General features: G+C 73.2%; 14 protein-coding genes. 13 read left to right on the forward strand and 1 reads right to left on the reverse strand.

Translation table 11 applies throughout. The annotated features are described in order from the left end of the window. Positions 1-100 precede the first annotated feature (100 nt). The 6 genes from rbfA to ABD220_RS01480 all read left to right on the forward strand — a co-directional run bounded on the left by rbfA (position 101) and on the right by ABD220_RS01480 (position 4,297). Complete coding sequence (gene rbfA / locus ABD220_RS01455; RefSeq protein ID WP_344119171.1) at positions 101-550, forward strand: 30S ribosome-binding factor RbfA; 450 nt, start codon at positions 101-103, stop codon at positions 548-550. A 21-nt stretch (positions 551-571) separates the two neighbouring features. Then, positions 572-1,609, forward strand: coding sequence for a tRNA pseudouridine(55) synthase TruB (gene truB, locus ABD220_RS01460; RefSeq protein ID WP_344119172.1), 1,038 nt, complete (start codon positions 572-574; stop codon positions 1,607-1,609). After that, entirely contained in the window at positions 1,609-1,980 is a 372-nt protein-coding gene (locus tag ABD220_RS01465; RefSeq protein WP_344119174.1) for a hypothetical protein, read from the forward strand. Before truB ends, ABD220_RS01465 begins: the two co-directional genes overlap by 1 nt. A gap of 49 nt (positions 1,981-2,029) precedes the next feature. Further along, a complete protein-coding gene (locus ABD220_RS01470; RefSeq protein ID WP_344119175.1) occupies positions 2,030-2,512 on the forward strand; it encodes a hypothetical protein in 483 nt (160 codons plus the stop codon). 99 nt (positions 2,513-2,611) lie between these two features. Continuing rightward, positions 2,612-3,271 carry a GNAT family N-acetyltransferase gene (locus tag ABD220_RS01475; protein WP_344119177.1) on the forward strand — a complete coding sequence of 220 codons (660 nt, stop codon included), beginning with the start codon at positions 2,612-2,614 and terminating at the stop codon, positions 3,269-3,271. A 30-nt stretch (positions 3,272-3,301) separates the two neighbouring features. Then, positions 3,302-4,297 (forward strand): bifunctional riboflavin kinase/FAD synthetase, encoded by a 996-nt coding sequence (locus tag ABD220_RS01480; RefSeq protein ID WP_344119178.1) that lies wholly within the window; start codon positions 3,302-3,304, stop codon positions 4,295-4,297. 25 nt (positions 4,298-4,322) lie between these two features. Here the strand turns inward: ABD220_RS01480 and ABD220_RS01485 are convergent, their stop codons facing one another. After that, positions 4,323-5,135: an aldo/keto reductase gene (locus ABD220_RS01485; protein WP_425552491.1), complete on the reverse strand. Its 813-nt coding sequence runs from the start codon at positions 5,133-5,135 to the stop codon at positions 4,323-4,325. 351 nt (positions 5,136-5,486) lie between these two features. Between ABD220_RS01485 and rpsO the strand changes: the two genes are divergently transcribed. The 7 genes from rpsO (at position 5,487) to ABD220_RS01520 (ending at position 14,067) form a co-directional block, all read left to right on the forward strand. Continuing rightward, positions 5,487-5,756, forward strand: coding sequence for a 30S ribosomal protein S15 (gene rpsO, locus ABD220_RS01490; protein WP_017832923.1), 270 nt, complete (start codon positions 5,487-5,489; stop codon positions 5,754-5,756). 263 nt (positions 5,757-6,019) lie between these two features. Further along, positions 6,020-8,284 (forward strand): polyribonucleotide nucleotidyltransferase, encoded by a 2,265-nt coding sequence (locus ABD220_RS01495; protein WP_344119188.1) that lies wholly within the window; start codon positions 6,020-6,022, stop codon positions 8,282-8,284. Positions 8,285-8,338: 54 nt separating this feature from the next. Beyond that, the gene (locus ABD220_RS01500) at positions 8,339-9,763 is read left to right on the forward strand and encodes a M16 family metallopeptidase (protein ID WP_344119190.1); all 1,425 of its coding nucleotides are present in this window, start codon (positions 8,339-8,341) and stop codon (positions 9,761-9,763) included. A gap of 64 nt (positions 9,764-9,827) precedes the next feature. Continuing rightward, positions 9,828-10,631 (forward strand): 4-hydroxy-tetrahydrodipicolinate reductase, encoded by an 804-nt coding sequence (dapB, locus tag ABD220_RS01505; protein ID WP_344119192.1) that lies wholly within the window; start codon positions 9,828-9,830, stop codon positions 10,629-10,631. A gap of 5 nt (positions 10,632-10,636) precedes the next feature. Then, the gene (locus ABD220_RS01510; protein WP_344119194.1) at positions 10,637-11,269 is read left to right on the forward strand and encodes a tetratricopeptide repeat protein; all 633 of its coding nucleotides are present in this window, start codon (positions 10,637-10,639) and stop codon (positions 11,267-11,269) included. 136 nt (positions 11,270-11,405) lie between these two features. Beyond that, a complete protein-coding gene (dapA, locus tag ABD220_RS01515) occupies positions 11,406-12,362 on the forward strand; it encodes a 4-hydroxy-tetrahydrodipicolinate synthase (RefSeq protein WP_344119196.1) in 957 nt (318 codons plus the stop codon). Positions 12,363-12,375: 13 nt separating this feature from the next. After that, complete coding sequence (locus ABD220_RS01520; protein ID WP_344119197.1) at positions 12,376-14,067, forward strand: ribonuclease J; 1,692 nt, start codon at positions 12,376-12,378, stop codon at positions 14,065-14,067. Positions 14,068-14,105 lie beyond the last annotated feature (38 nt).

The following is a 14,105-nucleotide window of genomic DNA, read 5'->3' on the forward strand; positions in this document are numbered from 1 at the left end:
AGCGCCCGCCCGTGCCGCCGCCCCCGTTCCAGCCCGGTTCCCGCCTCGATGCCAGCACGACACCGAGCACCACCCCGTCCCGACCCGAGGAGCACCCACCATGGCCGACGCAGCACGCGCCGCCCGACTCGCAGACCGGATCAAGGTCGTCGTGGCCCAGGCGCTCGAGCGCCGGGTCAAGGACCCCCGGCTGGGCTTCGTGACCATCACGGACGCCCGCGTCACCAACGACCTCCAGCACGCCACCCTGTACTACACGGTGTTCGGCACCGCGGAGGAGCAGGAGAGCACCCGCGCCGCCCTGGAGTCCGCCAAGGGCGTCCTGCGCAGCGAGGTCGGCCGCAACATCACGGCCCGCCTGACCCCCACCCTGACCTTCGTCCCGGACGAGATCCCGGTCAACGCCTCCCACCTCGAGGAGGTGCTGCGCGCCGCCAGGGAGAAGGACGCCGAGGTCGCCGCCCAGGCCGCCGGCGCCAGCTGGGCCGCCGGGGAGGACCCCTACCGGAAGCCGGCCGAGGAGGACGACGAGTCCTCCCCGGACCGCTGAGCACGCGGAGGCACCGGGGACGTGACCCGCACGAATCCTGACGTCCCGAGCCCGGACCCGTCGCTGCCGACGCCGTCCGGGCTCGTGGTCGTGGACAAGCCCGCCGGCTGGACCAGCCACGACGTCGTCGCCCGCACCCGCCGTCTCGCGGGCACCCGCAAGGTCGGCCACGCCGGGACCCTGGACCCCATGGCCACGGGCGTGCTGGTCCTCGGCGTCGACCGGGCCACCCGCCTGCTGACCTGGGTCGTCGGGCAGCACAAGACGTACGCGGCGACGATCCGGCTCGGCGTGGCCACCGTGACCGACGACGCCGAGGGAGAGGTCCTCGACGTCGCCGACCCCGGGGCCGTCGCCGCGGTGGACGAGGACGCGGTGGCCGCCGGCGTCGCCCGGCTCACCGGGGACATCCAGCAGGTCCCCGCGAAGGTCAGCGCCATCAAGGTGGAGGGCCGCCGCGCCTACGCCCAGGTGCGCGCCGGGCAGGACGTGGAGCTCGCCGCGCGCCCCGTCACCGTCTCCGAGTTCGCCGTGCACCGGCTCGTGCGCACCGCCGACGACGCCGGGCGGGCGGTCCTCGACGCCGAGGTCACCGTGACCTGCAGCTCCGGCACCTATGTCCGGGCCCTGGCCCGGGACCTCGGCGCCGGCCTCGGCGTGGGCGGTCACCTGACGGCGCTGCGCCGCACCCGGGTGGGCGCGTGGACCCTCGAGGACGCCTCGACCCTCGACGAGCTCGCCGCTGCGGTGGCCGCCGGCCGGCCGCTGCCCGTGACGAGCCTCGAGGAGGCCGCCGCCGGGCTGTTCCCCGCCCGCCCGCTGAGCACCGCGGAGGCCGAGGACGTCGCCCACGGCCGCCGGATCGGGCCCAGCGCCGCGGACGCCGGCGAGGGTCCGCTCGACAACGACGCGGTCACGGCCGGCTTCGCCCCCGACGGGCGGCTCGTGGCCCTGCTGTGCGACCGCGGACACCGTGGCGAGCGCACCGCCAAGCCCGTCCTCGTCTTCCTGCCGGGGGAGCGGTTTCCCTCGCCGGAGGCCTCCCGGGAGGAGCACTGATGCTCTGGGGCTACGACGGCTGGTTCTGGGCCGCGGCGCTGCTGGGCGGCCTCTCCTTCCTCGTGTGCGCCGTGCAGGCCCTGCGCGGACGGCGGCCCGACGACTGGACTCAGGGCTCCGTGCTGCTGCTCGAGGCGTTCCTGCTGGTCTACGCCGTGGGCACGGTCGTGATGCAGGTGCTGGGCCCCGGTCCCACCGGATCGGCCCTGGAGTACTGGGGCTACCTGCTGACCGCCCTGCTCATCCCGGCCGGAACCTTCGTGTGGTCGCTCGTGGAGCGCTCGAGCTGGTCCAACTGGGTGCTCGCGGCCGCGGGACCCGTGGTCGCGATCATGGTGTACCGGATGAACTACATCTGGTACTACCAATGAGCCCCCGCACCCGCCCCCGGACCGCCACGACCCCGCAGGAGACGTCCCGATGACGCACCAGTCCCCGCAGAACGGCCCCACCCGGCTGCAGCAGCGCTTCGGGCCGCGCGCCGCCACGGCCCGCGGCGACCGCAAGTCCTCGGGCTTCGGCCGGCTGGTCGTCGTGGTCTACGCCGTCTTCTCCCTCTCGGCCGGGGTCCGCTCGCTCTACCAGATCGCGACCGACTTCGGGGCCGCGCCCCTGCCGTACCTGCTCTCCGCGTTCGCCGCGGCCGTCTACGTGGTGGCCACCGTGGCCCTGGCCCGGCCCGGCCCCCGCTGGCACCGGCTGGCCACGGCCGCCGTGGCCGTCGAGCTGCTCGGCGTGCTCGGCGTGGGCGCGCTGTCGGTGCTCGCCCCGGGGCTGTTCCCCGAGGCCAGCGTGTGGTCCCACTTCGGGCGGGACTACGGCTACGTCCCCCTGGTGCTGCCGGTGGTCGGCCTCGCCTGGCTGCGTCGGTCCCGGCCCCGGGGCGGGCACCCACCCGCCTGACCTGCCGCCGTCCGGCGCTGCGCCCCGGCACGCACCGGGTAGGCTCGGTCGCGGGCCGGAGCGCCCCGTGCCGCACGACTCCCGAAAGGATCCCCGCCGATGCCCGTACGCCCCGACGGCGCCGAGGACTACGACGTCCCCGTGCTCACCGACGGCACCGTGGTGCTGCGCCGGCTCGAGGAGCGCGACGTCCCGCAGCTGGCCCGCAACTGCGCGGACCCCGCGGCCGCGGAGTTCACCACCGTGCCCCTGGGCTACACGGAGGCCGATGCCCGCTGGTACGTCGAGGAGTTCGTCCCCACCGCCTGGCGCGCCGGCCGCGAGTACAACTGGGCGGTCGCGGACGCCCGGACCGACCGGCTGCACGGGACGGTGGGGCTCAACGCGCTGCGGGGGACCACCGCGGACGTGGGGCTCAACTTCGGCCCCCACGCCCGCGGCACCGGGACCGCGGAGGCCGCCTGCCGGCTGCTGCTCGAGCACGCCTTCGGGACCCTGGGCCTCACCTATGCTTACTGGATGGCGAAGGTCCCCAACTGGGCCAGCCGGAAGCTCGCCTGGCGGCTGGGCTTCCGCTCCCCGGTGCGGATCGACGGGTTCATGGAGCAGCGCGGGACCTCGGTGGACGCCTGGATCCTGACCCTCGGCGCGGAGGACCCCCGCTCCCCGCAGGCCCCGTGGGACGGCCCGCCGTCCCCGGCCGCCGCGCGCCCGGAGCACCCGGGCGGGCCGCCTCGGCCCGCCGCGCCCCGACCCTGACCTGCCTGTCCCGTTCCTGCGAGGAGAACCGTGTTCCGCTGGCGAGATCTCTCTGACGTCCCCCCGGGCTTCGGCCCGTCGGTGGTCACCATCGGCAATTTCGACGGTGTCCACCGGGGCCACCAGCGGGTGCTGTCCCAGCTCGTCGACTCCGCCCGCGAGCGGGGCTGGGCGTCGGTGGTCGTGACCTTCGACCCGCACCCGGCGCAGGTGCACCGCCCCGGGAGCCACCCGGGTCTGATCATGGGCACCGAGGACAAGCTGGACGCCCTCGAGCGGGCCGGCGCGGACGCCGCCCTCGTGCTGGAGTACACCCTCGAGCTCGCGGAGCAGTCCACCGAGCAGTTCGTGCTGGGCACCCTCGTGGGGCCGCTCGGGGCGGGCTGCCTGGTGGTGGGCGAGGACACGCGCCTGGGCAAGGACAACTCCGGCAACATCGACACGCTCCGGGAGCTCGGGCGGCGCCACGGGTTCGAGGTCCGGGTGGTCGACGACCTGCTGGACCCCCTGCACGAGGAGCACCCGGAGCACGCCCCGACCGCTGCCGGGGGGCGGCGGTGCTCCTCCACGTGGATCCGCGCCTGCCTGGAGGCCGGGGACGTGCACGCGGCGGCCCGGCTGCTCGGGCGCCACCACCGGATGCGCGGCGAGGTGGTCCACGGGGCCGCCCGCGGGCGGGAGCTCGGGTACCCCACGGCCAACCTGTCCCCGGACGCGGCCGGGTTCGTCCCCGCGGACGGGGTGTACGCCGGGTGGCTGGTCGACGCCCACGGCACGCGCTGGCCCACCGCGATCTCCGTGGGGTCCAACCCCACGTTCGAGAACGTGCCCCGGCAGGTCGAGGCGCACGTCATCGACCGCCCCGAGGAGCGGGTCGAGGACTTCGACCTCTACGGTCAGGAAGTGGTCGTGGAGTTCGTCGCCCGGCTGCGCGGGATGGTCGCCTACGAGGGCGTCGACAAGCTCGTGGCGCAGATGGACGACGACGTCGAGCAGACCCGGGAGATCCTGGCGGCCGAGGCCTGAGCCCCGGCCCGCCCGCTGCCTGCCCTCACATCTCCTGGTGCGTGTTCGGGTCGTAGCCGGACCCGCTGATCCCCGTGTGCAGCATCTGCATCCGGTGCATCTGCTCCTCGTCCAGCTCCCAGTCGAGGACGTCGAGGTTCTCGGCCATGCGCCGGGGGTCGGAGCTCTTCGGGACCGGCACGGTGTGCGACTGCAGGTGCCAGCGGAGCACGACCTGCGCCGGGGTGCGGCCGGTCCGCCGGGCGATCCGCGCGATCCAGTCGTGCTGGAGCAGGTCGGTCTTGCGGCCCAGCGGGGACCAGGCCTGGGTGATGATGCGGTGCTCCTCGTGGAACTCCCGCAGCCGCTCCTGCTGGTACTGCGGGTGCAGCTCCACCTGGTTGACCGCCGGCGTCCCGCCGGTCTCCTCGACCAGGCGCCGGATGTGGGCGGGCGTGAAGTTGGACACCCCCACCGAGCGGACGAGTCCCTCCTGCTGCAGCTCCAGCATCGTCCGCCAGGTCTCGACGTACCGGCCGACCGAGGGGTTCGGCCAGTGGATGAGGTAGAGGTCCACGTGGTCGGTGCCCAGGCGCCGGAGGGAGCCCTCCAGCGACCGGCGCACGGAGTCCGTGCCGTGGTCCCGGCCCGGCAGCTTGGTGGTGAGGAACAGCTCGTCGCGCGGCACGCCGGCCGCCGCGACCGCGCGCCCCACGCCGGTCTCGTTGCCGTAGTTCACCGCGGTGTCGACCATCCGGTACCCCAGCATCAGGGCCTCGGCGACGTTCACCTCGGCCTCGGCGTCGTCCATCGGGTAGGTGCCCAGCCCGATCGCGGGAATCCGCCGGCCGTCCCGCATCGTGTGCGTGCGGTCGGCGACCACCAGGCCCCGCCCGCCTTTCTCGTCCTTGCTCACGCGCTGCTCCTGCTCGTCTCGTGCTGCTCGTCTCGTCCTTCTGGTCCCGTCGCGGCCACCGGACGCCCGTGCGCCGGGCCCCCGCCGTCGTGCCCCTCCCATCTTGGCCCACGGACCGGGGGAGTCCCAGCGCAGCGCGCCGCGCCGCCAGGGGTGGGGCGGCGCGCCCGGGTCCGCTAGACTGGACGACGGTCCGACTGCAGTCCGTGGTTGTCGGGCCCCCGGGGCGCTCCCGGGACCCGGCGGCGAGCCCGTCGTCCGGGCCGCACGGTACTGACTCGAACGGAGTTACACGTGGCACTCGACGCCGCCATCAAGCAGGAGATCATCAAGGACTTCGCGACCCACGAGGGCGACACCGGTTCGCCCGAGGTGCAGATCGCGGTCCTGACCCGCCGGATCGCCGATCTGACGGAGCACCTGAAGCAGCACAAGCACGACCACCACACCCGCCGCGGCCTGATGGCCCTGGTGGGTCGCCGTCGCCGCATGCTGACCTACCTGCGCGACACCGACATCACGCGCTACCGCACGCTCATCGAGCGGCTCGGCCTGCGCCGCTAGTCGGCACCCGGCGGCGTCCGCCCGGCAACGGGAGGACGCCGCCGAGCACCACCCCCGCACGGCACAGCAGCCGGACGGGTTCGTCACACCACCACAGACAGCACCATCGAACACCAGACGGGGCCACCGCGCCGATCATTCGCGGTCCTCGGTAGTGATCTCCGGACACCGGACGGCCCCTGCGGCCCCGGCCCTTCCGTGGATCTCGATCGAAGACCGGGTGACGCGCGGACGGTCCCGCGGACACGAAACGGAGGTGACCCTTGGAGGGTCCCGAGATCCAGTACGCCGAAGCCGTCATCGACAACGGCTCCTACGGAAAGCGCGTCGTGCGCTTCGAGACCGGCCGCCTCGCCAAGCAGGCCGCCGGCTCCACCCTCGTCTCCATCGACGAGGACACCACCATGCTCGCGGCCACCACGGTCGGCAAGTCCCCCCGCGAGGGCTTCGACTTCTTCCCCCTGACGGTCGACGTCGAGGAGCGGATGTACGCCGCCGGGCGCATCCCGGGCTCGTTCTTCCGCCGCGAGGGCCGCCCCTCCACCGACGCGATCCTCACCTGCCGGCTCATCGACCGCCCGCTGCGCCCCGCCTTCGGCAAGGGCATCCGCAACGAGGTGCAGGTCGTCGTCACGATCCTGTCCATCAACCCGGACGAGATCTACAACACCGTGGCGATCAACGCCGCGTCGATGGCCACGACCCTGTCGGGGATGCCCTTCCAGGGTCCCGTCGGCGGCGTGCGCGTGGCCCTCATGGCCGGCGAGAACGGCCAGCACCAGTGGGTCGCCTTCCCGAAGCACTCGCAGCTCGAGAACGCCGTGTTCGACATGGCCGTGGCCGGCCGCGTCGTCACCGGCAAGGACGGCTCCGAGGACGTCGCGATCATGATGGTCGAGGCCGAGGCCACCGACAACTCCTGGAACCTGATCAAGAACAACGGCGCCGTGGCCCCCACCGAGGAGCTCGTGGCCCAGGGCCTCGAGGCCGCCAAGCCGGCCATCAAGGCCCTGTGCGACGCCCAGGCCGACCTCAAGGCCCGCGCCGGCAAGCCGGACCTGGAGCTGCCCCGCTTCGGCGGCTTCGGCGACGACGTCAAGGAGGCCGTCGCGGCCTCCGTCGGCACCAAGCTCGCCGAGGTGTACTCGATCGCCGCCAAGCAGGAGCGCGAGGTCGCGACCGACGAGCTGCACCAGAGCACCCTGGCCGAGCTGACCGGCGAGGGCAAGCCCTTCGCCGACCGCCGGGACGAGGTCAACGGCGCCTACCAGGCGCTGACCAAGCAGACCGTGCGCCAGCGGATCCTCACCGAGCAGGTGCGCATCGACGGCCGCGGCCTGACGGACATCCGCCAGCTCACCGCCGAGGTCGAGGTCCTGCCCCGCGTGCACGGCTCCGCGATCTTCGAGCGCGGCGAGACGCAGATCATGGGCGTGACCACGCTGAACATGCTGAAGATGGAGCAGCAGATCGACTCGCTGTCCCCCGTCAAGCACAAGCGCTACGTGCACCACTACAACTTCCCCCCGTACTCCACCGGCGAGACCGGCCGCGTGGGCTCACCGAAGCGCCGCGAAATCGGCCACGGCGCGCTGGCCGAGCGGGCCATCACCCCGGTGCTGCCCTCCCGCGAGGAGTTCCCCTACGCCATCCGCCAGGTCTCCGAGGCGCTGGGCTCCAACGGCTCCACGTCGATGGGCTCCGTGTGCGCCTCGACCCTGTCGCTGCTCAACGCCGGCGTGCCCCTGCGCGCACCGGTGGCCGGCATCGCCATGGGCCTGGTCTCGGACGAGGTGGACGGGGAGACCCGCTACGCCGCGCTGACCGACATCCTGGGCGCCGAGGACGCGCTGGGCGACATGGACTTCAAGGTGGCCGGCACCGCCGAGTTCGTGACCGCGATCCAGCTCGACACCAAGCTCGACGGGATCCCCTCCTCGGTGCTGGACGCCGCGCTGACGCAGGCCCGCGAGGCCCGGCTGCACATCCTCGGGGTGCTCAACGCGGCCATCGACCAGCCCGACGAGATGAGCGAGTTCGCGCCGCGCGTGATCTCCGTGACCGTCCCCGTCTCCAAGATCGGCGAGGTCATCGGCCCCAAGGGCAAGATGATCAACCAGATCCAGGAGGACACCGGCACCGACATCTCGATCGAGGACGACGGCACCGTCTACATCGGCGCCACCGACGGACCCTCGGCCGAGGCGGCCCGCGCGGCGATCAACGCGATCGCCAACCCGCAGGTCCCCGAGATCGGCGAGCGCTACCTGGGCACCGTGGTCAAGACCACGACCTTCGGCGCCTTCGTCTCCCTCACCCCCGGCAAGGACGGCCTCCTGCACATCTCGGAGCTGCGCAAGCTCAACGAGGGCAAGCGCGTCACCGACGTCGAGGACGTCCTCGGCGTGGGCCAGAAGGTCCAGGTGGAGATCACCAAGGTCGACGACCGCGGCAAGCTGTCCCTGGCGCCCGTGGTCGCCGAGGAGCCGAACGTCCCCGCCGAGGACGACGACGCCTCCGAGGCCTGAGCCGGGCCCGTCCCGCGCACGGCACCGCACGAGCACAGAAAGCAGCAGCACCGGATGACGGCAGTCGATCTGCCGCTGGAGGCGGGCGACCGCGGCCCGGGGAGCACCCCGGGCCCGGACGCCCGCCTCTCGGCGGTTCCCCGCAGTTCCCCCTCCGCCGCGGCCGCGGCCCTGACCACGGCCGCCGCGGGCTTCAGCCACACCCTTCACGAGGGCGCCGGCGGCAACGTGGTCCGCCGCACCGTGCTGCCGTGCGGCACCCGGGTGCTCACCGAGCGGATGCCCGCCCAGCGGGCCGTGACGGTCGGCTTCTGGGTCGGCGTCGGCTCCCGGGACGAGCAGCCGGGCCGGCTGGGCTCCACGCACTTCCTGGAGCACCTGCTGTTCAAGGGCACCGAGCGGCGCTCGGCGCTGCAGATCGCAGAGGCCTTCGACGAGGTGGGCGGGGAGTCCAACGCGGCCACGGCCAAGGAGCACACGTGCTACTACGCGCGGGTGCTCGCGGAGGACCTGCCGATGTCCATCGACGTCATCACCGACATGGTGACGTCGGCCGCCCTGGACCCCGATGAGCTCGAGCGGGAGCGGGGGGTGATCCTGGAGGAGCTCGCGATGGACAAGGACGACCCCGAGGACGTCGCCTTCGAGGAGTTCACCCAGCGGGTGCTGGGGACGCACCCCCTCGGCCGGCCCATCGGCGGCACCCCCGAGGAGATCCTCGCGGTGCCCCGTGACGCGGTGGTCGAGCACTACCGCCGCCACTACCGGCCCGAGGGCCTCGTGGTGACGGCCGCCGGCGGGCTGGAGCACGACGTCGTCGTCGCCCTCGTCGCCGAGGCCCTCGGGCGCGCGGGCTGGGACCCGGCCGTCCCCGCGGCCCCCGTCCCGCGGCGCGGGCGCACCCCGGCGCCCCTGGACCCGGACTGGGGCGAGCACTTCCTGGAGCGGCCCGTGGAGCAGACCAACGTGGTCGTCGGCCGGCCCGGGCTCGTGGCCGGGGACGACCGCCGGTTCGCGATGACCGTGCTCAACGCGGCCCTCGGCGGCGGGATGTCCTCCCGGCTGTTCCAGGAGATCCGCGAGAAGCGCGGCCTGGCCTACAGCACGTTCTCCTTCTCGGGGGCCTACTCGGACGCCGGCTACTTCGGGATGTACGCCGGGTGCTTGCCCGCGCGCACCGACGAGGTCGTGGCGCTCATGACCGGCGGGCTGGAGACGCTCGCCCAGGACGGCATCGGGGCGGACGAGCTGCGCAAGGTCGTGGGCCAGCTGGGCGGCGGCACCGTGCTCGCCCTCGAGGACACGGGCTCGCGGATGTCCCGGCTGGGCTCCGCGGAGCTGAAGTCGGGGGAGTTCCTCGACATCGACGAGTCCCTGGACCGGGTCCGCTCCGTGATCCCGGACCAGGTCCGTGAGCTCGCCGGGTGGCTGGCCGAGGGGCCCGTCGTGACCACCATCGTGGCGCCCACCCGCCGCTGACCGCGCGCCGCCGCCGGCCGTCCCGGCGGTGGCCCCACCCGTCCCGTGACCTAGAGTTGGAGCCATGACCGAGCGCACCGCCACCGAGACCACCACCGCCGCGGCGACCTCCGCCTCCGAGCTCAGGGTCGCCGTCCTCGGCGCCCGCGGCCGGATGGGCAGCGAGGCGGCGCAGGCCGTCCGGCGCGCCGACGGGCTGCAGCTCGTCGCGGAGCTGGACCACGAGGACTCCCTCGAGGTCCTGGTCGCGGCGGACGCGCAGGTCGTGATCGACTTCACCGTCCCCTCGGTCACGGAGCACAACGTGCGCTTCGCCGTGGAGCACGGCATCCACTGCGTGGTGGGCACCACCGGCTGGGACCACGAGGCCCTGGACCGGACCCGGGCGCTACTCGCCCGGCACCCGGGCGTGGGCGTGCTCATCGCCCCCAACTTCTCCATCGGCGCGGTCCTGGCCATGCGCTTCTCCGCTCAGGCCGCCCGGTTCTTCGAGTCCGTCGAGATCGTCGAGCTGCACCACCCGGACAAGGTGGACGCCCCCTCGGGCACGGCCGCGCGCACGGCCGCCCTCGTCGGCGAGGCGCGGCGGGCCGCGGGGGTGGGTCCGTCGCCCGACGCCACCGAGCAGGACCCGGACGGGGCCCGCGGCGCGCTCGTGGACGACGTCCGGGTGCACTCCGTGCGCCTGCGCGGACTGGTCGCCCACCAGGAGACGCTGCTCGGCAGCCTCGGCGAGCAGCTCACCATCCGGCACGACTCCTTCGACCGCGTCTCCTTCATGAGCGGCGTGGTGCTCGGCGTCCGGCAGGTCGTCTCCCACCCGGGGCTCACGCACGGGCTCGACGACTACCTCGACCTGGGCCTGTAGGGCCGATGGACTCGGTCCGCGCCTGGATCTGGGGCCTTCTCGCGGCGGCCCTGCTGACCCTGTGGCTGCTGCCGATCCCCGGCGGCTCGAAGCTGTGGATCCTCGCGGTGCTCGTCTTCGCGGGCGTCTTCACGCTCCTCGAGTCGACGAGCAAGGCGAAGCTGCTCGCCGCGGCCATGGTCACGCTGCTCGTCGTCTACCTGGGCCTGAGCCTGCACCGCGCGGTGCTCCTGCTGGGCACGGAGGGCTGGATGGCCAAGGCCTTCGGCGTCGCCATGCTGGTGCTGCCGGCCGTGGGCGTGTGGGCGCTGGTGCGCGAGATCCTGTTCGGGGTGCGGACGGAGCAGCTCGGCCGGGCCCTGCACGAGGAGGGCGGACTGCCGCCCGACGACCTCCCGCGCACCCCCGGCGGGCGCATCGTGCGGGAGGCCGCCGACGAGCGCTTCGGGACCTACCGGGCGCAGACCGAGGAGGACCCGGGCGACTGGCGCAACTGGTACCGGCTCTCCCTGGCCTACGCGGCCGCCGGGGACCGGACCCGCGCCCGCTCCGCGATGCGGGACGCCGTGGCCCTCTCGCGCGGGCGCCCCGCCCGCAACGTGGAGCCCGCCGACCCCCCGGGCGAGGGGCGGGCCTGACCGTCGCGGCCGAGTCCGTGGACGGCGCGGATCCCGCCCACCGCCCGGCCGGCCGGGAGCAGGTCACCGCGGCCGCGGCGGCCCGGTCCGGCCCTCCCGCCGGTGGCCCCGGCGTGGAGACGGTAACCTGGCACCCATGACTGCCAATGCCTCGCCCTCCTCCGCCGACCTCCCCGCGACCCGGTCCGAGCCCCTGTTCGGGACCCTGCTCACCGCGATGATCACCGTCTTCGCCGAGGACGGCGCCGTGGACCTGGACGCCACCGCGGCCGTGGCCGAGCAGCTCGTCGACGACGGCTGCGACGGCCTCGTGGTGTGCGGCACCACGGGGGAGTACTCCACCATGACGGACGAGGAGAACCTCTCCGTGTTCCGCGCGGTCAAGGACGCCGTCGGTTCCCGCGTGCCCCTGCTGGCGGGCACCGGCTCCAACGACACCGAGCACTCCCGCTACCTCTCCCGCGCGGCCGAGAAGCTCGGCATGGACGGGCTGCTCATCGTCACCCCGTACTACAACAAGCCCACGCAGGCGGGCGTCGAGGCCCACTTCCGCAGTCTCGCCGACTCCGTCGACCTGCCGATCATGCTCTACGACATCCCCGGCCGCGCCGGCATCCCGATCGCCACCGAGACCCTGATCTCCCTGTCCGGGCACCCCAACATCGTGGCCGTCAAGGACGCCAAGGCGGACCTGTTCGCCGCGACGCGCGTGCTGGCCGAGACGGACCTGCTCTACTACTCGGGCGACGACGGGCTGACCCTGCCCTGGATGGCCATCGGCGCCTCCGGGCTCATCGGCGTCACCACCCACGTGGCCACCGCCGAGTTCCGCCGGCTCATCGACGCCGTGCGCGCCCAGGACCTCACCACGGCCCAGCAGCTCCACCTGGAGCTCGAGCCCGTGGTCCGCGCCACCATGACCCGCGCCCCCGGCGCCGTCGCGGCCAAGACGATCCTCACGTGGCAGGGCCGGCTGCCGCACGGCACCGTGCGGCTGCCGCACGTCCCGCCCACGGAGGCCGAGGCCGCCCTGATCCGCGCAGACCTGAAGGGCTCGGTCATCGCCGACACCCTCCTCGAGACCATCGACTGACGAAAGGGGTCCCATGACCCAGTGGCACACCGACCTGTCGGCTCCCCCCGCCCTCGACCAAGACGTCCTGCGCGTCGTCCCGTTGGGCGGGCTGGGCGAGGTCGGACGGAACATGACGGTGTTCGAGATCAACGGGCAGCTGCTCGTGGTCGACTGCGGGGTGCTCTTCCCCGAGGAGACCCAGCCGGGCGTGGACCTCATCCTCCCGGACATCAACCACATCATCGACCGGCTCGACGACGTCGTGGCCGTGGTGCTGACCCACGGCCACGAGGACCACATCGGCGCCGTCCCGTACCTGCTCAAGCGCCGCCCCGACATCCCCGTGATCGGCTCGCGGCTGACGCTCGCGCTCATCGAGGCGAAGCTCCAGGAGCACCGGATCAAGCCCTACACCATGGCGGTGCGGGAGGGGCAGGTCGAGCGGCTCGGCGAGTTCGAGTGCGAGTTCGTGGCCGTCAACCACTCGATCCCCGACGCGCTCGCGGTGTTCCTGCGCACGAAGGCCGGCACGGTGCTGCACACCGGCGACTTCAAGATGGACCAGCTGCCGCTCGACGGCCGGATCACCGACCTGCGCCACTTCGCCCGGCTGGGGGAGGAGGGCGTGGACCTGTTCCTCACCGACTCCACCAACGCCGAGGTCCCCGGGTTCACCCCCACGGAGAAGCACATCGGCCCCGTCCTCGCGGACGTGATCGGGCGCGCGCCGAAGCGCGTGGTCGTGGCATCCTTCTCGTCGCACGTCCACCGCGTGCAGCAGGTGCTCGACGCCGCCGCCGAGCACGGGCGCAAGGTCGCGTTCATGGGCCGGTCCATGGTCCGCAACATGACCATCGCCGAGAAGCTGGGCTACCTCGAGGTCCCGCCGGACACCCTGGTCGACCAGAAGCGGATCGACGACCACGCGGACTCGCAGCTGGTCATCATGTGCACCGGCTCGCAGGGGGAGCCGATGGCCGCGCTGTCCCGGATGGCCAACGGGGACCACAAGGTCCAGCTCACCGAGGGCGACACCGTGATCCTCGCGTCGTCGCTCATCCCGGGCAACGAGAACTCCGTGTTCCGGATCATCAACGGGCTCCTGCGGCTCGGCGCGAACGTGGTGCACAAGAGCAACGCCAAGGTCCACGTCTCCGGGCACGCGGCCGCCGGCGAGCTGCTCTACTGCTACAACATCATCGAGCCCGAGTACGTCATGCCCGTGCACGGCGAGGTCCGCCACCTCATCGCCAACGGCAAGCTCGCCGAGGAGACCGGCGTCCCGACCGACCACGTGCTGCTCGCGGAGAACGGCACCGTGGTGGACATGGCCTCCGGCCAGGTCAGGATCACGGGCCAGGTCGAGTGCGGCGACGTCTACGTGGACGGGTCCTCCGTGGGCACCATCACCGACGCCGACCTCAAGGACCGCCTCGTGCTGGCCGAGGAGGGCTTCATCTCCGTCATCACCGTGGTGAACCGGGACACCGGCAAGGTCGTCTCCGGCCCGGACGTGCACGCGCGCGGCGTCGCCGAGGACGACAAGGTCTTCGACGACATCAAGCCGAAGATCACCGCCGCCCTCGAGGACGCCATCAACCACTCGGGCAAGAACCACACCACGCAGCAGCTCCAGCAGGTCGTGCGCCGCACGATCGGCTCGTGGGTCAGCCGCAAGCTGCGCCGCAAGCCCATGATCGTCCCGGTCGTCATCGAGGCCTGAGCGCCCGGCCTCCCCCCGTGCGGCACCGCGGACGGGGG

The organism is Kocuria aegyptia (assembly GCF_039530085.1).
Classification (GTDB): domain Bacteria; phylum Actinomycetota; class Actinomycetes; order Actinomycetales; family Micrococcaceae; genus Kocuria; species Kocuria aegyptia.